This window comes from Halomonas sp. KAO (genome assembly GCF_015595025.1).
GTDB lineage: Bacteria > Pseudomonadota > Gammaproteobacteria > Pseudomonadales > Halomonadaceae > Halomonas.
Window position 1 is genome coordinate 279,719 of record NZ_JADNRL010000037.1, and the last position, 21,679, is coordinate 301,397.

The window sequence follows — 21,679 nt, forward strand, 5'->3', positions numbered from 1 at the left end:
CAGGCCCTTGAGGACGTCGGTATCGCCGAAGCGCTTGGTGATATGGCGCACTTCCAGCGGGATCGGGGTTTCGGCCATGGGTCGGGCTCCGTTCAGGCGTGTCGCACGGCGTATCGGCAGGATGGACTCTGCCGACCTTGGCACGGGGCGGTGATGAGTTGGCAAAGGGGCAAGATTCTACCCTCTGTTTATCGTTGTTATAAGACTTTCCGGTCAGCGGTGGCCCGGCATGGGCCCAGGCATCACTCGGGCGGGGGCGTCGGTGTGGCCAGCAGGGCGGCACGGGCGCCGACTTCCACCGTGGCGTTGGGGAAGACGACCGATAGCGGGCTCGTGCCGACGCGGGTCTCGCCCTGGCTGGCATCCTCGGCGAGCAGGGTGCCCGGGGCAAACTCGGTGAAGTTCGGGGTGTCATCGGCAAAGGCCAGCCGGAACGCTTCGCTATGGCGGATCAGCTCCTGCTCGACCCGGTAGAACACCATCCGCTCGGGCGGCGCCGCGCTCGGCTCGTGACCCTCCAGCAGGGCCTGCAGCAGGCGTGCCATGGGCGCCAGCGGGGTCAGGTCATTGTGGCCGAAGGGCAGGGCATGGCCAAGTTCCAGGGTAAAGGCCTGGGCATCGTGGTAATGCTTGCTGTAGTGGGAGAAGGTCCAGCTGTGGCAGTGCTGGTGAAGCACCGCCTGGATGTCCGCCCCGGCCAGCCACCGCCACTGCTCGGGCGCCACGGCGGTGGTTTCGCTCCAGGGGTTGACCACGAAGCGAGGGTAGCGGCTTCCCCGGATGGCGGTATGCAGGTCGTAGTGCAGGCGCGGCCGGTCCGCATGGCGGGTGTAGAAGGCATCGACCGCCGCCATCAGTTCGCGCGCACGCTCCGGCTCCATGCCCTGCTCGTCGAGGTCGCGGCGAAACAGCCGGTTGAGGTTGGTGTTGATGTAGCGGGTCTGCTCGCGGGTCGCCGGCGGGCTGCCGAGGATCACCAGCAGCGGCGCTCCGAGCCTGAGCTCGCCGGCCGCCAGGCGCATCAGCAGGTCGTCCAGCAGCTCCATGGGGGCCGTCTCGTTGCCATGAATCCCTGCCGAGATGACACAGGCATGAGCGGAGGGAGCGGGGGAGTCGGGCAGCAGCTCCAGCAACCCGTGACCGAGGCGGCGGAACTGCCCACCGCATAGCTCGCCGTGTGTTGGGAATTCGGCCTCGTCGATGCTCTGCTTGAGCCATGTCTCGAGCATGGTGTTATGCCTCCTTGCGCCAGGTATCGCAGACCTGGCCCTGTTCGACCCAGATCAGCTCTTCCACCGGAAAATCCAGTCCCCTCGCCTCGGCCACCAGCGCCTGACGAGTGGCCTCGTCCAGACTGGGGGTGCGGGCCAGTATCCACAGGTAGTCCCGGTCGGGACCGGCAACCAGCGACCAGCGGTAGTCGTCGTCGAGGGCGAGCACATTATAGCCGCCATAGAAGGGGCCGAAGAAGCTGACCTTGAGCCGGCCCACGTCCTCGTCACCGATGAAGTAGGCGCGCCCCTCGGCCAGTTCGATCTCGCCATCATCGAGCCTGACGCCTCGATTCAGCACGCGCACGCCGCCGTCATCGCGCAGCGAATAGTCCGCCGTGACGCACTCCATGCCGCGTTCGAAGGAGTGGTCGAGGCGAGCGATCTCGTACCACTGGCCCAGGTAGCGGTCGAGCTCGAAGTCGGTGACCGGTTCGGTGCCCTTGGGCAGGCCGGTACAGCCGGCCAGCAGCAGGGCGATGCCCAGGGTGGGCAGCAGGGAAGAGTGTGGCATGGAAACTCCTGTAGTGAGTCTGGCGATGGCTGTGACCTTTGCCGCATGGGAGGTAGCAGAGAGGCGATCTAGACTGGACGACTGCCGATTGCCAGGCTACCGATTCCCGGGAGAAGCGCCATGCAGGAACACAGCCGTCGTCTCAATGCCCACTATGATGCCCTCGCCGAGCGAGGGGAGGGAAGCCTGACATGCCGGCTGCGGGAGGCCTATCGAGCCACCGGGCGTGATCCGGACCGGCTCACCCTGGACGAGATCGCCGGCATCGACCAGCTGCATCTGGGCGGACGCGGAGCCAGCCGCTCGCTGGCGGCCCTCGGCGAGTGGCAGCCGGGGAGGCGGGTGCTGGATGTGGGCTGTGGCACCGGCGGTGCCAGTCGTCTGCTGGCCGATGAGTTCGGCTGCGAGGTGCTCGGCGTGGACATCACCGCGGCCTTTGTCGACGTGGCCAGCTGGCTGAGCGCGGCAACCGGACACGGCGACAGGACCCGCTTCCTGTGTGCGGATGCGGCCCGCACGCCGCTGCCCGATGCGACCTTCGAGACGGTGTGGTGTCAACACGCGCTGATGAATATGCCCGACGTGGCGGGCGTGCTGGCGGAGTGGCGGCGCCTGCTGGTCCCCGGTGGGCGGGTGCTGCTCCATGAGGTGGTGGCCGGTGACAATCCGGAGCCCCTGGCGCTGCCGGTGCCCTGGGCCAGCATGCCGGCTGAGAGTCATCTGCAGACACGCAATACCCTGGAGGCTCGCCTGGCCGAGGCGGGATTCAGGCTCGAGGCGCTCGAGGATGTCACCGAGGCCGCCCTGGCCTGGCGGCAGAAGCACAGCCGGCGGGAATCGGGCGAGCCGCCCGCCGGGCCGGCCCTGCCGGGGCCCGTGGCGATCTTCGGCGAGCGCTTCCTGACCATGGGGCGCAATCTGCGCGACAACCTGGCGGCGGGCAGGGTGCGTATCCTCGAGGGGGCGTGGCTCCTCGGGTAGCGCCCTGCTCGAGACACTCAAGCGGTTCAGGCCACTTGGCCGATGACGCGCTCGGCGATGGCGCGCCCCAGGGTTTCGGTGGTGCCCCGGCCGCCGATATCCGGGGTCAGCACCGCCTCGTCGCCTTCGGCCAGCACCGCCTCGAAGGCGGCGACGATGGCCGCGCTGGCCTGCTGGTGACCGAGGTGCTCGAGCATCATCGCCGCGGACCAGATCTGGCCGATGGGGTTGGCGATGCCGCGTCCGGCGATATCCGGGGCGCTGCCGTGGACCGGCTCGAACAGGCTGGGGAAGGTGCCCTCGGGATTGATATTGGCCGAGGGGGCCACGCCGATGGTGCCGGTGCAGGCGGGTCCCAGGTCGGAGAGGATATCGCCAAACAGGTTGCTGGCCACCACCACGTCGAACCAGTCGGGGTGCATCACGAAGTTGGCGGTGAGGATGTCGATATGGAACTGGTCCACGGCGACCTCGGGGTAGTGCCTGCCCATCTCGGCCACCCGCTCGTCCCACCACGGCATGGTGATGGCGATGCCGTTGGACTTGGTGGCCGAAGTGAGCTTCCTGCGTGGCCGTGAGGCGGCCAGCTCATAGGCGAACTTCAGCACCCGGTCGGTGCCGTGGCGGGTCATCACCGTCTCCTGGATCACCACCTCGCGCTCGGTGCCCTCGAACATCCTGCCACCGACGCTGGAGTACTCGCCCTCGGTGTTCTCGCGCACCACGTAGAAGTCGATATCACCCGGCTGGCGGTTGGCGAGCGGGCTTTTGATGCCAGGCAGCAGGCGGCAGGGGCGCAGGTTGATGTACTGGTCGAAGCGGCGACGGAACTGCAGCAGCGACCCCCACAGCGAGACATGATCGGGCACGGTCTCCGGCCAGCCCACGGCACCGTAGAAGATGGCGTCGAACTCCTTCAGAATCTCGAACCAGTCGTCGGGCAGCATCTGGCCATGTTCGGCGTAGTAGTCGCAGCTGGCGAAATCGAAGGGCGCAAGCTCGAGCGCGATGCCGAAGCGCTCGGCGGCGGCCTGGAGGGCACGCACGCCCTCGGGCATCACCTCCTTGCCGATGCCGTCGCCGGGGATCACTGCGATGCGGTGGGTCATGTGGCTTTCTCCTCTTCTATTCAAGCCTTGGAACCGGCTCCACTCTAGTCGCTGACAGTCGCATGGCGCGACAGGCAAGTGAGATTGTTAGGGTGATAATTTAAAAAACGGGAACTTCAGCTATATGGCGAAGTCGGTAGGAAGCAGGCGGTAGGGCACAGGGCGTTGTATCACTTGGCTTCCAGCCACGACGTCGCGACTCGCGGCGGTACCTAGGGAGGTAGATCATGAACAGGGTGCAAAGATTGACGCTTGGTGCAGCGGCCGTATCTCTGATGCTTGGCTTGGCTGCGTGTTCTGGCATGTCGACACAGGACAGGAATACTGCCCTGGGGGCGGGTGTCGGTGCTGTCGGCGGCTCGGTCCTGACGGGTGGCAGCACGACTGGTACCGTCGGCGGTGCAGTGGTCGGCGGCGTTATCGGCAATCAGGTCGATGACGACGATGATTGATACTTGAATGTGGCGCAGTCGACCGACCCTTATGCCGGATCGGCTGCGCCGACTGATATTCTCCACGTCGACGTTTCATCAGTCTTCCCTCCAAGGGCTCTGCGGTGTGACCCCAGGAACATTGACAAGGGGCTGCAAGCGCAGGCCGCACGCCTTGCAGTACGTGATGCTGGCTTCGAGGTTGAACCCTCCACGATTCATTCAAAGAATCGAATCGCGGAAGCGGCGGATCCTTGTTCAAGGACGGTAGAGCGCTGGGGCATGCGCGCTTCCAGGCAGCGTTGTTAACCAGATTGGTTGGGTGCTCGCCATTGAGTTCATGCTGGCGCAGGGGGGCGCGGGAGCATTTCGATGGAGCCGTTGCAGGTTGGAATTCAGGAAGATAGGCTTTCACTCATAGTGGATGGGCCTCTGGCATCGGGTTGTTGGGGTAATACGCTGGCTTCTCGAGAGAAAGCCCTCCGCTATCTTCTGTTTCAGGCCGGCCTCATGAATAAGCAGGGGTAACGGCAAGGGTTGCCTACACCGTGCAGCGGAGCCCCCAGTCGTGAACGTCATCATGTTTACCAACACCTATCTGCCCATCGTCGGCGGGGTCAGCGAGTCGGTGCAGCGCCTGGCCACGCGCCTGCGCGAGCTGGGGCATCGCGTGCTGGTGGTGGCGCCGCGTCTCGACGGTCAGCCCGAGGACGAAGAGGGGGTGGTGCGGGTGGCCGCCGTGCAGCACTTCAACGGCAGCGACTTCTCGCTGCCGGTCCCGATCCCGGGCCAGCTCCACGAGGCGGTGGAGGCCTTCGATCCCGATATCGTGCACTCCCACCACCCCTTCCTGCTCGGCGATACCGCCGCCCGCACCGCCGAGACCTATGGCCTGCCGCTGGTGTTTACCCACCACACCCTCTATGAGCACTACACCCACTATGTGCCCGGTGACTCCCCCCGCATGCAGCGTTTCGCGGTCGCGCTCTCCACCGAGTACACCCGGCTGTGTGACGAGGTGATCGCGCCCAGCGAGAGCATTCAGCGGCTCCTGGTCGAGCGTGACGTCGAGACGGTGATCAACGTGGTGCCCAGCGGGGTGGATACCCGGCGCTATCTGGCGGGTGAGGGGCAGCGCTGGCGAGAGCGGCTGGGGATTCCCGATGATGCCTGCGTGATCGGCCATCTGGGGCGGTTGGCCCACGAGAAGAACCTCGACTTCCTGGCGTGCGCCATCGGTCTGGCACTGGCTCGTGACGATCGTCTCCACTGCCTGGTGGTGGGGGAAGGGGAGGCACAGGCAGACATGGAGGCTCGCTTCGATGAGGCCGGCGTACTGCCGCGGGTGCACTTTACCGGACGCCTGCAGGGTCAGGCGCTGATCGACGCCTACCACGCCATGGACCTGTTCGCCTTCGCCTCCCACAGCGAGACCCAGGGCATGGTCGTGGCCGAGGCCATGGCCGCCAGGCTACCCGTGGTGGCCGTGGACGCCCCTGGGGTTCGCGAGGTGGTGCGCGATGGCGGCAACGGTCGACTGCTCGAGAGCGACGATGCCGAGGCCATGGCAGCGGTGCTCGGCGAGCTCGTCGACCCGGAGCGGCGAGCCCCCCTGGCGGCAGGAGCGGAGGAGACGGCGGCGGCCTTCGACGAGATGAGCTGTGCCCAGCGCTGCCTGGAGGTCTACCGCCGCGCCATCGCCTCGGGTGGGCCCTTTACCCATGCCGACGAGGGAGGCTGGGAGTTGATGCGACATCGACTGGGCGCCGAGTGGCAGATGTTCAGGCATCGAGGTCGCGTGCTCGGCAAGCTGGTGTATGCCACCTGGGAGGAGGAGCGTCCCGATTGGTGGCCCGGCGGGTCCCCGAAGTAGGCCACGCTCAGCGCCGGCGATCCGCCCAGCGCTTGAGCGCGACCAGCAGCAGCACCGCCAGCAGCAGGCCTCCGGCCCCCCAGGCCAGCTCGCCATGGCTCTCGGCGGTGGCCAGCTCACCGAGCTGGCTGCCCAGCAGGGTGACCCCGGCGAGCCCCGGGGCGATGCCCAGTAGCGATCCCAGCATGTAATCGCGCAGACGCAGATGGAAGGCGCCGGCCATCATGTTGGTCAGGGTGAAGGGGGCCAGCGGCAGCAGGTTGACCATGGTCATGGTGCGGATGCCGCGACCGGAGAGGTAGCGAGAGACCCCCCTGAGGCGTCGACCGCCATGGCGCAGCAGCGCTTCGTGGCCGATGCGCCGGCCCACCCACCAGGTCACCAGCGAGGCCGTCATGGTGCCCGCCAGGGCGTAGCCGAAGCCCCACCAGGGGCCGAACAGCAGCCCGGTGGCACCCACCAGCAGGCTCAGCGGAAACATCACCAGCGAGGCCCCGGCGTAGATCGCCATCACCGCCAGCACGGCCCAGGGGGCATCCCGCCAGGCCACCGAGCCCTGGGCCAGTGCCAGGAGGGCGTCGACGGTAAGCAGGTCCTGCATGGCCAGCCACTGCCAAAGCAGGCCCAGGGAGACGAGCAGAGTGAGCAGCAGGGCAAGGATGCCGATAGGGCGACTCATGGGGCGTGAAGACTCCTGGTGAGCGTCACGCTACAGCATACGGCAGCAGGCCCGGCATCCAAAGCCGCCGCCGGAGCCGGACCTACAGGCTGGCCTCGACCGCCGGCCAGGCAGGCTTGCCGTCCAGGGTCGTCACGCCTTCCAGCATGGCCTCGACGCGCTCGGGATGCTCGTGCAACCACTGCCTGGCGACGGCTTCCGCGTCGCGCTTCTTCTGGCCGAACTCGTTGATCATCCAGCTCTGCTCCTCGGCGGCGAAGGTGAACTGCTCGAAGAAATCGACCAGCCCGGGATGTGCGTCGGCATAGTCGCTGCGCAGCATGTTCAGCACATCCGTCTCGCCGTTGTTCTCGCCGAACAGATCCTTGGGGTCATCGAGATAGTGCATCGGCAGCTCGAGGTTCATCCAGTGGGGCGTCCAGCCTACCCAGACGATGGGTTCCTCACGGTCAATGGCGCTGCGGGCGGCGCCCAGCATGCCTACCACGCTGGTATCCATCACCTGCCAGTCACCGAGACCCCAGGTGTCATCGTCGATGGCTTCGTGAAGGACCTCGCTGGCGGCCGAACCGGCGCCGAAGCCGTGGATCTCGCCGTCGAAGAGCTCGCGGTGGTCGTCCAGGTCGGCGAAGCTCCGGATCCCCTGTGCGTAGAGGTAGTCGGGGACCACCAGGGTCATCCGGGCGCCGTCGACGTTATTGGCGACCTTGACCACGGCGCCACTGGCCTCGCGTGGTGTGTACATGTTGGCCTGGGCGGGCATCCAGCCGCCGAGAAACGCATCGATGTCGCCGGTCTCCAGTCCCTGGTAGACGACCTGCAGACCAAGCTCGTGGGTGCGAGTCTCGTAGCCCAGGGGAGCGAGCAGCTGCTGGGCGATCTCGGTCTTGACGGCGATGCCGGGCCAGGCAGGCACACCGAAGTCCAGTACGGCCTCGTCGGCGAGTGCCGGGCTGGCCAGGCCGAGGGTCAGGGGCAGGGACAGCAGGGCAGGAGTCAGGGAAAGACGCATGGCATCTCCTTATGGTGGGTCATCAAGCCGCCACCGGATTGAGGTTATCTATTGGGTGGCGGCAATTGGGGGTATCACGCCTGCCGGGCCAGCACCCTCAGGCGGGATTCGCACATGTCGAGATCCAGATAGGTGCCCTGGAGATGGCGGCGACCGCTGTTGGGGTCGAAGGCGTTGCGGCCGTGCAGGACGCGCCGATTGTCGAAGGCGACCATCTCGCCCGGGGCCAGGGCGAACTCCAGTCGATGCTGTGGGGCGTGGACTCGCTGCCAGAAGGTGCGATAGGCGTTATACCAGGCTTCGATGGTCTCGGCCGGCAGAAGAAGGCTGTCGCGAATCCAGTTGTTGAGGCGTACCTCGATGACGCTGCCCGCCTCATCGAGGGCGATGACCGGCGCTCGACAGACGATATCGTGATGCTCGTCCTGGAAGCGGAAGTCGATAGGGGTCTCGCTGAGCAGTCGAAAGGCCTCGGGGGACGATTGCCGCAGGCTCTCGGCGGCGGCGAAGCCGTCGGCGAAGATCGACTCGCCGCCCTCGGCGCCATTCTCCAGGCAGTAGAGCAGCTGAATATCCGGCGGCTGGCGCCAGTTGGGCAGGTCGGTATGCAGTGCCAGGGCGATGGCCGTATAGGCGGCATTGTTGGGGTTGGGCTTGGAGCGCACATCGAAACGCGCACCGAAGTTGGTGGGGCGCAGCGGCCCGATGCGCTCGGCCAGGCGACTGACCTCCTCGTCTGCCAGGGGGCCCTCCTCGAGCAGCACCAGGCCGTCGCGGAGCAGGGCGGTCAGCCACTCACGCTCGCCTGCGGCGCCGGCGGTGAAATCACCATGGGCCACGCGCGCGGGGCTGAAGCTCTCTCCCCAGGGGCGACGCCTGGGCACCACATCCTTCGGCGGGCAGCCCGGGCGACGTTGATGCAGCCAGCCCGCATCGAAGCGGCTGACATGGCCGTCGGCCCAGGTCACCGTCAGGTTGCCGTTCTCCACCTGTACCTCCACTGCCGCGTCGGGTGCCTCCCGGGGCAGGGAGAGGCGCTCGCGAGTCTGTGGGTGGCGGCATTCGGGGCAGGCACAGTGGTCGCGCAGCCAGATCAGCGGGAACGAGGCCTGCTCATCGCCTTCCCAGGACAGCAGCAGAAAACGGTCGTCTGCCCCGGCACGAGTGAGGCCCGGTGCCTGGGTGTAGTCGTTCAGCTCGCCCATGGGCAGATGCGGGCGTTGTTCGCGGGTCAAGGACATGATCACTCTCCTGGCGGTTGGCTGGCGCCAAGGATGGAGATTGCCCCCGGCGTTCACAAACGATTAATCTGGCGCCTATGACCCAAGTTTATTTATGGCAGCCTATTTCATGAGCGCCCTGCCCCCATTGGCCTGGCTCCAGGCCTTCGAGGCCGCCGCCCGCACCCTGAGCTTCACCGCCGCCGGACAGGAGCTTGGGGTGACCCAGGCGGCCATCAGCCAGCGTGTTCGTCTTCTGGAAGACCGCCTGGGTCAGAAGCTCTTCGTGCGTCATCCCCGCAGCCTGAGCCTGACGCCGGCCGGGCAGTCGTGGCTGCCCAGTCTTCAGGACGGCTTTACCCGGCTGGCCGAGGGCACCCGGGAGGTCTTCGGCGAGACCGATGAGGCACCGGTCACGCTACGCACCACACCGGTGGTGCAACAGAACTGGCTGGCGCCGCGACTATGCGCCTTTCGCCGCGAGTATCCCGAGGTGGCGTTGCGACTCGTCAGTGCCATCTGGCCCGACGATTTCGGGCCCGAGGGCGCTGACATCGAGATCCGTTACGGTCAGGGAGGGTGGCACGGCATGGAGGCGGTATCGCTGGGCAGCGACACCATGCTGCCCGTGTGTGCCCCGGCATTGGCCGAGCGCATCACGAGGCCGGCCGACCTGGCGGAGCACACCCTGCTGCATGCGGTGGGATTCGAGGTGGGGTGGCCGACCTGGCTGGAGGCCGCCGGGGTGCCGGCACTGGCCTCGCGTCGAGCCCCGCTGATCTGTGATACGCAAACGATGACGCTGTCTCTCGCGGCACTGGGCGAGGGCATCGCCTTGACGCATCGGCGGCTGGTGGAGCACCGAGACGATCTGGTGGCGGCGCTCGACTGGGAGGTCGAGAGCGACGAAGCGTTCTGGCTGGTGCGCCCGGTGCGCGCACCGGCCCGGCCGGAGGCGGCGCTGCTCTGGGAGTGGTTGAAGCTCCGGCTCGCCATGGATCTCTCCTGAGACAGCCGGCAGGCTACCCTTTCCGGTGCTTCGCAGGGGCCGATGCTTCCTTAAGATTCGATGCTTCGCAGGGGGCGTGGGGCTGGCCTACAGCCCCCTCGATGCTAGCCGTCGGGCTGGCGCTGCATAAACCAGTGAGTCACCCCGATCACGGGCTCGCTGGCCAGGGTCTCGAAGCCGAAGCGTCGATAGAGCCGGACATTCTCGGGAAGGTCGGTCTCCAGGTAGCCCAGGCCGCGTTGCCGGTCGAGGTGATCGCATAGCTGACTCAGCAGCCGGCTGCCGACTCCCTGACCCTGCCACTCGGGTGCGACCGCCAGCGGCCCGAGGTGCCAGTGAGTCGGCATGCCGGCGTCTCGCCTGGCCCACACCCGCACCCAGGCCCGCATGCGCAGGGCGCTCACCGGGCCGTTCGCGAGCAGGACCGGCAGCGCCCGCCCCCGGTCGGCAAGGGTCGGCTGGCAGCCACCCGGGGCGGCCAGGGCCGCCACGCCGACCAGCCGTGGGCCCGCGAAGGCGCCAAGGATCCGGCCGCCCTCCAGCTGGCGCTGCAGGAAGGGGGTGAAGATTCGTCGCAGGGTGCGCTCACGCCGCACCGGATCGGCCCCGAAGGCCCTGATGTGTGTGGGGTTGTCGCGCATGCCCCGGCCGAGCAGCCCGGCGGCGGTCCGGGCCTCGGCCCTGGTCAGGGTACGAATCTCCAGTCTCTCCAGGGATCACCCTCGGTGCGCTGCCCCGATGTCATTCGGGCCATTTTCAGTTAAGCAACAGGGCTATTGCGCCAGATACTCCTCGAATGCCGCCAGGGTGGCATCGATGGCCGCGTCATCCAGGTCGCGGTGCACCACCAGGCGGGTGTCATAGAGCACCTCGATCAGGATCTCGCGCTCGGCCAGCCAGGCCCGCAGTGGCGCGATATGTGGCTCGGGCACCCGCAGGAAGAGCATGTTGGTGGCCTGGGAGAGCACCTCGATGGTCGGCAGTGCCCGCAGGCCCGCCGCCAGGCGCTCGGCGCGGCGGTGGTCATCGGCGAGGTCCGCCATCTGGTGGTCCAGCGCGTAGTGGCAGGCGGCGGCGATGATGCCCGACTGACGCATGCCCCCACCCAGCACCTTGCGCCAGCGGCGTGCCGCGTCGATCAGTGCCTGGGGGCCCACCAGGGCCGAGCCCATCGGCGCACCCAATCCCTTGGAGAAGCACAGGGAGACCGTGTCGAAGGGCGCGCAGAGCGTTGCCAGCGAGGTGTCGGTGGCCACCGCGGCATTGAACAGTCGGGCGCCGTCCAGGTGGGTGGCCAGGCCGTGCTCCCGGGCCAGCTCGGTGGCCTGGTGCATATAGTCGGCATCGATCACGCGTCCGCCGATGGTGTTCTCCAGTGCCAGCAGGCGGGTGCGGGCGAAGTGGAAATCGTCGGGCTTGATGGCGGCGCGGATGCGCTCAAGCGGCAGCGAGCCATCCTCGGCGTGCTCCACCGGCTGAGGCTGGATGCCGCCGAGAACCGCGGCGCCGCCGCCTTCGTACTTGTAGGTGTGGGCCTGCTGGCCGGCGATATATTCGTCGCCCCGCTGACAGTGGGCGAGCAGGGCGGCCAGATTGCTCTGGGTGCCGCTGGGGAAGAGCAGGGCGGCGGCCTTGCCGGCACGCTCGGCCAGGGCGTTTTCGAAGCGAGCCACGCTGGGGTCATCGCCCCACACATCATCGCCCACCGGGGCGGCATGCATGGCATCGCGCATGGCGGCGCTGGGGCGGGTGACGGTATCGCTGCGCAGATCGATCATCGGTGCCTCCAGAGGGTAACGGGCAATCGGTAATGAACCAGTGGGGTCAATGGTGTTCGGGCCGGGCGTGGTCCGCCGAGGGCGGCAGTCGGGCCAGCGTCTGCTGGCGGAAGTAGCGGCCGAGCAGATCGAAGAGGGCCGGGTAGGCATCATGCAACAGGTCGGGGGCGGTGAAGAAGGCCTCGCAGCAGACCGCGAAGCATTCGCCGGGGTGCGTGGCGGCATAATCGTCGATGGGGGTAGCCTCACCGCGAGCGAGACGGGACTGAAGGTCATCCCACACCGCCATGAACACCCGGTGCCACTCCCGCGGGTCGATATCGCCGGGCAGCGGCGGGAAGCCGTCAACATCCAGGGAGTTGCCCAGGTCGAGCTTGTGGGCAAACTCGTGAATCAGCACATTGAAGCCCGAGAAGTCGCCGCTCTCCATCAGGTCGGGGAAGGCCACCACCACCGGCCCCTGGTGGGAGGTCTCCCCGGCACGCTCGTCGTCATACTCGTGGACCACGCCGAACTCGTCCATCTCCTCCACGCGACGCCGAAAGGCATCGGGCAGGATCAGGACCTCATGGACATTGCCGAAGGCCTCGAGGTGTTCGTCGTCGCGCCAGCCCAGCGTCAGCAGGCAGGCCTGACCGGCCAGGGCGAGCCGCGCCGGCAGGTCGAAGGGCGTGGCCTCGGCAAGCTCCGGATGCAGGCTGATGCGCTTGGCGTGCAGGAAACGCCAGGCGCGCTGGCCCAGGCGCCGGGCCTCCTCCTCACCGAGGGCGGCCAGCAACGGTACGCGGTGGCGCGCCTCCCGCCAGGTCTCTTCCGGCAGGGGATGGCGCGCCGCGAAGCGCTGCTCGCGCCAGCGGCGCAGGCGGTTCAGCATCGCTCAGGCGCCTCCTCAGCTCTCGTCGAGGTCGGCCCCGGATGTCCGGCCCCCGGACTTCCATGACCAGTCGCGCCAGCGCAGGTCGAACAGGTCCTTGCGGCGGTCCTTGAGGTTGGTCACCGAGCCCTCGTTACGCACCACGGTCAGCCGGGTCAGGTCGAGGTCCGAGAACAGCATCATCTCGGTGTTGGGGGTGGTCTCGTTGAGGACGGCGTCGTGGGGGAAGGCGAAGTCCGAGGGCGAGAACACCGCCGACTGTGCATACTGGATCTCCATGTTCTCGATGGAGGGCACATTGCCGACGCTGCCGCACAGCACCACATAGCACTCGTTCTCGATGGCGCGGGCCTGGGCACAGTGGCGCACCCGCAGATAGCCATTCTTGGTATCGGTCCAGAAGGGCACGAAGAGGATATCCATCTCCTGCTCGGCCTGCAGCCTTGGCAGCTCCGGAAACTCCACGTCGTAGCAGATCAGGATGCCGACGCGTCCTGCATCGGTGTCGAATACCTGGAGGCCGTCGCCGCCCTCGATCACCCAGTCGCGGCGCTCCTGGGGCGTGATATGCAGCTTGGCCTGACGCTCGAGGGTGCCGTCGCGGTGACACAGGTAGGCGACGTTGTAGAGGCGGTCGTCCTCGCCCATCTCGATCATGGAGCCGGCGATGATATTGATATTGTAGGAGACCGCCATGCGCGAGAGCTCGGTCTTGAAGCGCTCGGTAAAGCTGGCCAGGAAGCGGATGGCGGCCATCTGGTCCTGCTGGGCTGCGCGGTCCTGCAGCCCCATCAGCGGGGCGTTGAAGAGCTCCGGGAAGACCGCGAAGTCGCTCTGGTAGTCGGAAAGGGCATCGACGAAGTACTCCACCTGCTGCAGCACCGCCTCCACCGAGTCGAACTCGCGCATCTGCCACTGCACCGCACCGACACGGACCTGGGTCTTGCGGGTGTCGAGGACCAGCTCGGCGGGCTCATAGAGGAAGTTGTTCCACTCCAGCAGGGTGGCATAGCCCTGGGACTTCTCGTCCTCGGGCAGGTAGTCGCGCAGCAGGCGCTTGACCTGGAAGTCGTTGGCCAGCTGGAAGGAGAGGATCGGGTCGTGGATCTCCTTGCGGGCCACCCGGTCGATGTACTGGGTGGGGCTGAGCTCCTCGGCGTGCTGGTGGTACTGGGGAATGCGTCCGCCGGCGAGGATCGCACGCAGGTTGAGCGAGCGGCAGAGCTCCTTGCGGGCATCGTAGAGGCGTCGTCCCAGGCGGTAGCCGCGGTAGTCCGGGTGAATCAGCACGTCCAGCCCGTACATGGCGTCGCCCTCGGCGTTGTCGAGGATCACCTCGCGCTTGCCGATCAGGTCATCATACTTGTGCGGATTGGTAAATTCGTCGTAATCGACCCTGACGGTCAGGGCGATGCCCACCAGGCGGCCGTCGTCCTCGATGGCGACCTGGCCATCGGGGAAGTCACCGATCAGTCGCTCGATGGTGTGTCGTGACCAGGCGCCGCCGATATCGTGGTAGACGGCATCCATCAGCGACTCGAGCTGGGGGTAGTCGTCCAGCGTCAGATTGCGAAGCGTGAGGTGAAGGTCGTCGAGGGACATGGCGCATCCTTGGTCGGTCGGGTCAGAGCGGGCAGTCTAGCATGGGCGGTCTGTGCTGCCTTGTGGGACAGCGGGGCGGCGGCCTAGCGGCTGGGTCAGGGTCTGGGCCATCACCACGCCGGCCAGGATCAGGGCGCCGCCCAGGAAGTGGAAGAGCGCAATGCGCTCGCCCAGGGCGAACATGGCGATGATGGCACTGAACAGCGGCATCAGGTTGATGAAGATGCTGGCCTGGCTGGCGCCGATGCGGCGAATCGCCAGCATCCACAGGAAGGTGGTGATGATGGAGGCGGGGATGCCGGCGTAGAGGATCAGGCCGATATTGCTGGAATCCACCGGCGTCATCGGCCCCAGCAGATAGGGCGGCAGCAGGATCAGCACGGCGAAGATCACCTGGCCATAGAGCAGCACCCAGGGCGGCAGCGCGATGGGCCAGCGCTTGAGCATGACGCCATAGAGCGCATAGCAGGTGGCGGCCACCAGCATCAGGGCGTCGCCTTTCGCCACCGTCAGCTCCAGCAGCGAGAGCGGGCTGCCGCGTCCCAGCAGGATCGCCACGCCGACCAGCGCCAGGGCACCGCCGGCCACACCGCCGAGACGCGGCGGCTCGCGCAGGATCAGGGCGCTGAGCAGCACGGTAAGCAGCGGTACCATGGCGGCCAGGATACCCATATTGGTGGCGCTGGTGGTCTCGGCGGCCATATAGGCGAGCCCCTGCCAAAGCCCCATGCCGAGCAGCCCCAATACGGCGAGCTTCGGCCACTCCCGGCGGATCGTCGCGCGGTGCTGCCAGGCCGCCGGGGCCACCAGGGGGGTAAGCACGGCCAGCGCCAGTACCCAGCGCAGGAAGGCGATGCTGCTGGGGGCAATGGTGCCGACGGTCAGCTGGTTGATGGTCATGTTGCCGGACCAGATCAGCACGGCGCCGAGGGGCGCCAGGAAGGCAAGCGGTGACATTCAGATCCTCTCATTTCCAACGCAGGGGCCCCGCGGGTGGCGGAGTGCGAACCCATCATCATACTGGTCACTGTCCTTAGGGGCATCGGCCAGGCACTTCCAGCGCCGTCAGCCGGTGGTTCTGTGCCTCTCCCGGATCGGTGGTAAAATACGCGGAATGCTCGGTGCCGATACGGCTTATACTCGAACTACCCCATCAGCCGAGGCGCCTGCCATGAACGATCCGAGTGTGACGGACCCGCATCAGGCCGACAGTGACATGCAGACCGACTATGTCATCGGTCAGGATAATATCGAGGGGCAGCTGGGCCCGTTTGGCTTCGATGTCCACAATCGTGTCTTTGTCATATCGGCCCTGGTCTCGGTGGCGTTCATCCTGTTGGCTCTGATGTTTCCAGACCTGGCGGGGCAGCTGTTCCAGTCCGTCGTCGCCTTCTCCACGGGGAGGCTCGACTGGTACTTCATGATCGTTGTGGACTTCTTCGTTGTGTTCTGCCTGGCGCTGGTGATCCTGCCCCATGGGTCGGTGCGGCTGGGAGGGCCGGAGGCCCGGCCCGAATATAGCTATCTCTCGTGGTTCTCCATGCTGTTCGCCGCCGGAATAGGCATCGGCTTGATGTTCTTCGGTGTGCTGGAGCCGGTCTACCATGCCAACGTCTCGCTGCCGCTGGGGGTGACATCGCCCTTCGGCACCGAGGGCGCACTCGACCCCGCTGCCATCGCCGAAGCCAGCGCCATGGGGCTGGCGGGAACCTACTTCCACTGGGGGCTCCATGGCTGGGCGGTCTATGTGGTGATGGCCCTGGCGCTGGGGATCTTCACCTACAACAAGGGGCTTCCCTTCTCCATCCGCTCGGCCTTCTTTCCGCTGCTTGGCGAACGCGTCTGGGGCTGGTGGGGGCATGCCATCGATATCCTGGCGGTGTTCTCGACCCTCTTCGGATTGGCGACCTCGCTGGGGCTGGGGGCGCAGCAGGCCAATGCGGGCATGAACTTCGTCTTTGGTCTCGACGTCAGCACCCAGTTTCAGGTGGTGACCATCATCGTGGTGACCGGGGTGGCCCTGGTCTCGGTATGGCGTGGCCTCGAGGGCGGTGTGAAGAGGCTCTCCGAGGTCAACATGATGCTGGCGCTGCTGTTCTTCTTCTTCGTGCTGTTCGCCGGACCGACGCTGGTGGCGTTGAACGGCTTCTGGACAGGTTTGACGACCTATGTCACGGAGTTCATCCCGCTCTCGATGCCCTTCGGTCGTGAGGATGACGCCTTCCGCCAGGCCTGGACCGTCTTCTACTGGGCCTGGTGGGTCAGCTGGGCGCCCTTCGTGGGCATGTTCATTGCCCGGGTCTCGCGAGGACGCACGGTGCGCGAGTTCGTGATATGCGTGCTGCTGATCCCGAGCCTGTTCATCTTCATCTGGATGGGCGTGTTCGGCGCCACGGCGCTGAATCAGCTCTATGCCGACCCCGCAGGTAGCCTGGTCAAGGACTACGTGATCGATGCCTACAGCCCCGAGCTGTCACTCTTTGGCATGCTCAACGAGCTGCCGCTGACCAGTGTGATGTCGTCCCTGGCGATCTTCCTGGCGCTGGTCTTCTTCGTGACCTCCTCCGACTCCGGATCGCTGGTGATCGATACCATCACCGCCGGCGGCAAGATCGATGCACCGCGTACGCAGCGCATGTTCTGGGCCTCGGTGGAGGGGCTGGTTGCCATCGTGCTGCTGATCGGGGGTGGACTCACGGCGCTTCAGGCGGGGGTGACGGCGACCGCGATTCCCTTCTCCGTGGCGATGCTGCTGATGTGCTACACCATTATCAAGGCCCTGAACGGGGAGCTGCGACGGCATCGCCAGGCTTCATAGACCTCGCCTCGGAGCGGTAACACGTCGCCGATAACGTAATCGACAGGGCCCCACCATGGTGGGGCCCTGTCGTCGCTCGGCAAGGGGGGCTCAGACGACAGCGGCGACGCCGGCGCGGGCGATCTGCACGTCCTGGTCGGGCTTGACGCCGGAGATGCCGACGGTGCCGGCGACCTCACCCTCTACCAGCACCGGCACGCCGCCGGCGAGCAGCGACTGCATGGGGGCGGTGACGAAGGCGGTGCGGCCACCGTTGATCATCTCCTCGAAGGCCTGGGTCTCGCGCCGACCGATGGCGGCATTGCGGGCCTTCTGGGTGGCCACATCGGCGCTGAAGGGGGGCGCGCCGTCCATGCGGCGCAGGCCAAGCAGGTGGCCGCCGTCATCGGCGACGGCGATGGTCACGCCCCAGCCGTTGGCTTCGGCCTCCTTCTGGGCGGCATCGAGGATGGCGTTGACATCGGTCAGGGTCAGGACGGGCTTGGTCTTCATGAGTGGTCTCCTGGGTTGATATTGGCTTCGAGCTTCGAGCTTCGAGCTACTAGCCGCTTGCAGCTCGAGGCTCGTTGCTCGTAGCTGGTGTTAATGCCTCATCCACGATTTCGATCCAGTGGCGCACCGTTGTGCGGTTGGCACCATTGAGATGGGTCTGGCAGCCGATATTGGCCGTCACGATCACCTCGGGGCTGCCGGCCTCCAGATTGTCGAGCTTGTTGTCACGCAGCTGCATGGAGAGCTCGGGCTGGGTGATGGAGTAGGTGCCGGCCGAACCGCAGCAGAGATGGGCGTCGGCCACCGGCGTCAGCGTGAAACCGAGCCGGGTCAGCACGCCTTCCACGGCCCCCCCCAGCTTCTGGGCGTGCTGCAGGGTGCAGGGACAGTGGAAGGCGAGGCGCCGGGACCGCGCTACCTCGAGGGCATCGAGCTCCTCGTCCCGCAGCACCTCGACCAGATCCCTGGCAAGCTCACTCACCCGGGCGGCCTTGTCGGCATAGTCGGGGTCGTCGGCCAGGAGCTCGGCATACTCCTTGACGAAGGCGCCGCAGCCGCTGGCGGTCTGTACGATCGCCTCCACCCCCGCGTCACCTTCCTTTTCGATATGTGGCCACCAGGCATCGATATTGGCTCGCGCTCGAGCGCGCCCCTCGTCCTGGGCGTTGAGGTGGAAGTCGATGGCGCCGCAGCAGCCGGCTTCACTCACCGGGACGAGGCCGATACCCAGGCGGTCCAGCACCCGGGCGGTGGCGGCATTGGTGTTGGGTGACAGGCCCGGTTGCACACAGCCCTCGAGAATCAGCATCTGCCGGGCATGGCGCTTGCCAGACGGGCGCTGGCCCGCATCCACCGGGGCCGGGGGCATCTTCTCCTTCAGGGGGCCTGGTACCAGCGGCCGGAAGGTGAGACCCAGCTTGAACAGGGCCTGAAAGCGTTTCGGGTCGACCAGGGCCTTGCGCAGGCCATAGCGCAGTGCCCGCTCCGACGCCTTGCGAGGGACCCGGCGCTCGATCTCGGCGCGGCCGATATCGAGCAGCTTGTGATACTCGACCCCGGAGGGGCAGGTGGTCTCGCAGTTGCGACAGGTCAGGCAGCGGTCGAGATGAAGGCGAGTCTGTTCGGTGACCTTGTCACTTTCCTCTGGCGCCTCGAGCATCTCCTTGATCAGGTAGATGCGTCCACGGGGCCCGTCGCGCTCATCCCCCAGCAGCTGGTAGGTAGGGCAGGTGGCGTTGCAGAAGCCACAGTGAACACAGCTGCGCAGCACGCGGTCGGCCTCGCGGATATGCGGTTTCTGGAGGTCTTCGGCGGTGAAATGCGTCTGCATGTTTGACGTCTCTCCGTGTATCTCAGAATGCCGCGTAGAGCCGGCCCGGGTTGAAGATCCCCTGGGGGTCCAGCTGCGTCTTCAGATTGCGGTGATATTTCTCGACCACCGGGGCGAGGGGCGTGAAGGGGGCATCCTGGGGGGCGCCGCCCGGGCCACCCCAGCGGGTGGCATGGCCACCGGCCTGGCTGGCGATCGCGCGCATCGCTTCGGGGCTGGCATCGCTGCGCACCCAGCGCTGGGTGCCGGCCCAGTCGTAGAGCACATCGCTCTCGCGTGACACGCCCGGCAGCTCGAGCGCCGGGGTGTGGTGTGGCAGCGAGAGTCGCCAGATCGGGAGCGCACTCTCGGCGCCGAAGAACGCCAGCCGCTGTTCCCGCAGGGCCTTCCAGAAGCCATCGAGGAGTTCGTCCCCCCCCAGGCGCCTTGCGGTGGCTTCCACCGAGCTGGGGCCCCCTTCGAGGCGCAGGTGCAGGGCGCCTTCAAGCCAGGCGGCGGCGGTAATCGGCAAGGGTTCCCGTCCCCACTCGGCGAGCTTCTCCAGGGCTTCCTGCTGCGGCATCTCCAGGTGCAGGCTGCGGGTGGCCGCCGGCAGCGGCAGCACCTTCATGGAGACCTCGGTGATCAGCCCCAGGGTGCCCTGGGCGCCTACCATCAGGCGCGAGAGGTCGTAGCCGGCGACATTCTTCATCACCTGCCCGCCGAAGCGCTGTTCACTGCCCTGGCGGGTGATGATGCGGGTGCCCAGCACGAAGTCGCGCACGCTGCCCGCCCAGGGGCGGCGCGGGCCGGAGAGGCCGGTGGCGATCATGCCGCCGACGGTGGCCTCCTCGCCGAAGTGGGGGGGCTCGCAGGGCAGCATCTGGCCGTTGGCCGCCAGCACGCTTTCCAGCTCGCGCAGCGGGGTGCCGGTGCGTACCGAGACGATCAGCTCCACCGGGTCGTACTCGGTGATGCCGCGGTGCTCGCGGGTGGACAGGGCTTCTCCTTCCACTTCACGCCCGTAGAAGGCCTTGGTGTCGCCGCCGACGATGCGTAGCGGTGAGCCCTCCGCCTCGGCACGGCGAATGCGTTCGGCCAACGCCTCGCTGGCATCGTGGTTGATAATGTCGCGGCTCGGGGTGTCGTTCATGGTCACCATGTCTTGTGTCTCTCAGCCGTGGCTCTTCGGGGCCTGGGTCGGGGCGGGAGCATCGCCGGCGCTCTTGGTCAGGCGGAACTCGGAGCAGCGGGCCGGCGTGGGGATGTTCTTGCCCGGGTTGAGCAGCTCTCTGGGATCGAAGGCCGCCTTGGCGGCGCGGAAGGTGGCCAGTTCGCAGGGAGTGAACTGTACGCACATCTGATGAATCTTCTCGCGGCCCACGCCATGCTCGCCGGTGATGGTGCCACCCACCTCGACGCAGAGCTCGAGGATGCGGCTGCCGAGCGCCTCGGCCCGCTCGAATTCGCCGGGCTGGTTGGCATCGAACAGGATCAGCGGGTGCATGTTGCCGTCGCCGGCGTGGAAGACGTTGGCCACACGCAGGCCATACTCCTCGCCGAGATCGCCGATGCCCTTGAGCACGCGGGCCAGCTCGCGACGAGGAATGGTGCCATCCATGCAGTAGTAATCAGGCGACATGCGTCCCACGGCGGGAAAGGCGTTCTTGCGGCCGGCCCAGAACAGCGCGCGCTCGGCTTCATCACGGGCCTGCTGGATACCGGTCGCGCCGGCTTTCTCCAGCACGCGGCGCACGGTCTGACAGTCGTCGTCCACGTCCGCCTCGACACCGTCCAGTTCACACAGCAGGATCGCCTCGGCCTCCACCGGGTAGCCGGCGCCGATGAAGTCCTCGGCGGCGCGGATCGCCAGGTTGTCCATCATCTCCAGCCCCCCGGGAATGATGCCCGCGGCGATGATGGCACCCACGGCATCGCCGGCCTTCTCGATGTCGTCGAAGCTGGCCATCAGGACCTTGGCGCTCTCGGGCTTGGGCAGCAGCTTGACGGTGATTTCGGTGACCACGCCGAGCATGCCCTCGGAGCCGTTGAACAGGGCCAGCAGATCGAAGCCGGGAGCATCCAGGGCGTCGGCGCCCAGGGTCATGGGCTCGCCCTCGATGGTCAGCACCTCGACCTTGATCACGTTGTGCACGGTGAGGCCGTACTTGAGGCAGTGCACGCCGCCGGCATTCTCGGCCACGTTGCCGCCGATGGAGCAGGCGATCTGGGAGGAGGGGTCCGGGGCGTAATAGAGCCCGTAGGGGGCTGCCGCCTCGGAGATCGCCAGGTTGCGTACCCCGGGCTGCACCCGCGCGGTGCGCGCATCGGGGTCGATCTCGAGGATACGACTGAAGCGTGACATCACCAGCAGCACCCCGTGCGCAAGCGGCAGGGCGCCGCCCGACAGGCCGGTGCCGGCACCGCGGGTCACCACCGGTACGCCCAGGGCGTGGCAGCGCTTGAGCAGGGTCTCGACCTGGGTGAGTGTCTCGGGCAGCGCCACCAGCATGGGCAGGGCGCGATAGGCGGAAAGGCCGTCGCACTCGAAGGGGCGCAGGTCCTCCTCGCGATGCAGCAGGGCCATGTCGGGCAGTGCCTGGCGGAGGTCGGCCAGAACCTCGGCCTGGTCAAGAAGGGGTGGCTCGCCATCGAGCCGAGCGTCGTACTGTGTATTCATCGGGGTTTCCCCATACGTATCGTCAAG

The 21,679-nt window shown here is 66.8% G+C and carries 20 protein-coding genes; 5 read left to right on the forward strand and 15 right to left on the reverse strand.

The window, feature by feature from the left end:
* Nucleotides 1-242: 242 nt before the first annotated feature.
* Nucleotides 243-1,229, reverse strand: coding sequence for a succinylglutamate desuccinylase (locus IOC61_RS17285; RefSeq protein ID WP_195689958.1), 987 nt, complete (start codon nucleotides 1,227-1,229; stop codon nucleotides 243-245).
* 4 nt (nucleotides 1,230-1,233) lie between these two features.
* Nucleotides 1,234-1,785, reverse strand: coding sequence for a lipocalin family protein (locus tag IOC61_RS17290; protein WP_195689959.1), 552 nt, complete (start codon nucleotides 1,783-1,785; stop codon nucleotides 1,234-1,236).
* Between the two features lie 120 nt (nucleotides 1,786-1,905).
* On the opposite strand from IOC61_RS17290, the gene IOC61_RS17295 reads away from it, so the two are divergent.
* Nucleotides 1,906-2,766 carry a class I SAM-dependent methyltransferase gene (locus tag IOC61_RS17295; RefSeq protein ID WP_195689960.1) on the forward strand — a complete coding sequence of 287 codons (861 nt, stop codon included), beginning with the start codon at nucleotides 1,906-1,908 and terminating at the stop codon, nucleotides 2,764-2,766.
* Between the two features lie 26 nt (nucleotides 2,767-2,792).
* On the opposite strand, the gene IOC61_RS17300 is transcribed toward IOC61_RS17295, so the two are convergent.
* Entirely contained in the window at nucleotides 2,793-3,875 is a 1,083-nt protein-coding gene (locus tag IOC61_RS17300; RefSeq protein ID WP_195689961.1) for a tartrate dehydrogenase, read from the reverse strand.
* A 227-nt stretch (nucleotides 3,876-4,102) separates the two neighbouring features.
* On the opposite strand from IOC61_RS17300, the gene IOC61_RS17305 reads away from it, so the two are divergent.
* Both IOC61_RS17305 and IOC61_RS17310 read left to right on the forward strand, forming a co-directional pair.
* Nucleotides 4,103-4,327, forward strand: coding sequence for a glycine zipper 2TM domain-containing protein (locus IOC61_RS17305; RefSeq protein WP_195689962.1), 225 nt, complete (start codon nucleotides 4,103-4,105; stop codon nucleotides 4,325-4,327).
* Between the two features lie 547 nt (nucleotides 4,328-4,874).
* On the forward strand, nucleotides 4,875-6,179 hold the full coding sequence (locus IOC61_RS17310) for a glycosyltransferase (protein ID WP_324254734.1): 1,305 nt from the start codon (nucleotides 4,875-4,877) through the stop codon (nucleotides 6,177-6,179).
* Nucleotides 6,180-6,186: 7 nt separating this feature from the next.
* Here IOC61_RS17310 and IOC61_RS17315 read toward each other — a convergent pair whose 3' ends face one another.
* The 3 genes from IOC61_RS17315 to IOC61_RS17325 all read right to left on the reverse strand — a co-directional run bounded on the left by IOC61_RS17315 (nucleotide 6,187) and on the right by IOC61_RS17325 (nucleotide 9,111).
* Nucleotides 6,187-6,858, reverse strand: coding sequence for a TVP38/TMEM64 family protein (locus IOC61_RS17315; protein WP_195689963.1), 672 nt, complete (start codon nucleotides 6,856-6,858; stop codon nucleotides 6,187-6,189).
* Nucleotides 6,859-6,940: 82 nt separating this feature from the next.
* Nucleotides 6,941-7,870: an ABC transporter substrate-binding protein gene (locus IOC61_RS17320; RefSeq protein WP_195689964.1), complete on the reverse strand. Its 930-nt coding sequence runs from the start codon at nucleotides 7,868-7,870 to the stop codon at nucleotides 6,941-6,943.
* A gap of 74 nt (nucleotides 7,871-7,944) precedes the next feature.
* Complete coding sequence (locus tag IOC61_RS17325) at nucleotides 7,945-9,111, reverse strand: TauD/TfdA family dioxygenase (RefSeq protein ID WP_195689965.1); 1,167 nt, start codon at nucleotides 9,109-9,111, stop codon at nucleotides 7,945-7,947.
* A gap of 109 nt (nucleotides 9,112-9,220) precedes the next feature.
* Here IOC61_RS17325 and IOC61_RS17330 point away from each other — a divergent pair, with 109 nt between their 5' ends.
* Nucleotides 9,221-10,099 (forward strand): LysR substrate-binding domain-containing protein, encoded by an 879-nt coding sequence (locus IOC61_RS17330; RefSeq protein ID WP_195689966.1) that lies wholly within the window; start codon nucleotides 9,221-9,223, stop codon nucleotides 10,097-10,099.
* A gap of 104 nt (nucleotides 10,100-10,203) precedes the next feature.
* On the opposite strand, the gene IOC61_RS17335 is transcribed toward IOC61_RS17330, so the two are convergent.
* From IOC61_RS17335 to IOC61_RS17355, 5 genes are all read right to left on the reverse strand, one after another.
* Nucleotides 10,204-10,740 carry a GNAT family N-acetyltransferase gene (locus IOC61_RS17335; protein ID WP_195689967.1) on the reverse strand — a complete coding sequence of 179 codons (537 nt, stop codon included), beginning with the start codon at nucleotides 10,738-10,740 and terminating at the stop codon, nucleotides 10,204-10,206.
* Between the two features lie 132 nt (nucleotides 10,741-10,872).
* A complete protein-coding gene (gene ltaE / locus IOC61_RS17340) occupies nucleotides 10,873-11,877 on the reverse strand; it encodes a low-specificity L-threonine aldolase (protein ID WP_195689968.1) in 1,005 nt (334 codons plus the stop codon).
* Nucleotides 11,878-11,923: 46 nt separating this feature from the next.
* Complete coding sequence (locus IOC61_RS17345) at nucleotides 11,924-12,751, reverse strand: zinc-dependent peptidase (RefSeq protein ID WP_195689969.1); 828 nt, start codon at nucleotides 12,749-12,751, stop codon at nucleotides 11,924-11,926.
* Nucleotides 12,752-12,766: 15 nt separating this feature from the next.
* Complete coding sequence (locus IOC61_RS17350) at nucleotides 12,767-14,353, reverse strand: bifunctional GNAT family N-acetyltransferase/carbon-nitrogen hydrolase family protein (protein ID WP_195689970.1); 1,587 nt, start codon at nucleotides 14,351-14,353, stop codon at nucleotides 12,767-12,769.
* 36 nt (nucleotides 14,354-14,389) lie between these two features.
* Nucleotides 14,390-15,310, reverse strand: coding sequence for a DMT family transporter (locus IOC61_RS17355; RefSeq protein WP_195689971.1), 921 nt, complete (start codon nucleotides 15,308-15,310; stop codon nucleotides 14,390-14,392).
* Nucleotides 15,311-15,524: 214 nt separating this feature from the next.
* On the opposite strand from IOC61_RS17355, the gene IOC61_RS17360 reads away from it, so the two are divergent.
* Nucleotides 15,525-17,171, forward strand: coding sequence for a BCCT family transporter (locus IOC61_RS17360; protein ID WP_229333223.1), 1,647 nt, complete (start codon nucleotides 15,525-15,527; stop codon nucleotides 17,169-17,171).
* A gap of 90 nt (nucleotides 17,172-17,261) precedes the next feature.
* Here the strand turns inward: IOC61_RS17360 and IOC61_RS17365 are convergent, their stop codons facing one another.
* The 4 genes from IOC61_RS17365 to glcD are packed head-to-tail and all read right to left on the reverse strand — an operon-like array spanning nucleotide 17,262 to nucleotide 21,652.
* Nucleotides 17,262-17,663, reverse strand: a complete 402-nt coding sequence (locus IOC61_RS17365; protein ID WP_195689972.1) for a GlcG/HbpS family heme-binding protein — start codon at nucleotides 17,661-17,663, stop codon at nucleotides 17,262-17,264.
* 49 nt (nucleotides 17,664-17,712) lie between these two features.
* Nucleotides 17,713-18,993, reverse strand: a complete 1,281-nt coding sequence (glcF, locus tag IOC61_RS17370; RefSeq protein WP_195689973.1) for a glycolate oxidase subunit GlcF — start codon at nucleotides 18,991-18,993, stop codon at nucleotides 17,713-17,715.
* A 22-nt stretch (nucleotides 18,994-19,015) separates the two neighbouring features.
* Nucleotides 19,016-20,125 carry a glycolate oxidase subunit GlcE gene (gene glcE, locus IOC61_RS17375; RefSeq protein WP_409229490.1) on the reverse strand — a complete coding sequence of 370 codons (1,110 nt, stop codon included), beginning with the start codon at nucleotides 20,123-20,125 and terminating at the stop codon, nucleotides 19,016-19,018.
* A 21-nt stretch (nucleotides 20,126-20,146) separates the two neighbouring features.
* Entirely contained in the window at nucleotides 20,147-21,652 is a 1,506-nt protein-coding gene (glcD, locus tag IOC61_RS17380) for a glycolate oxidase subunit GlcD (protein WP_195689975.1), read from the reverse strand.
* Nucleotides 21,653-21,679 lie beyond the last annotated feature (27 nt).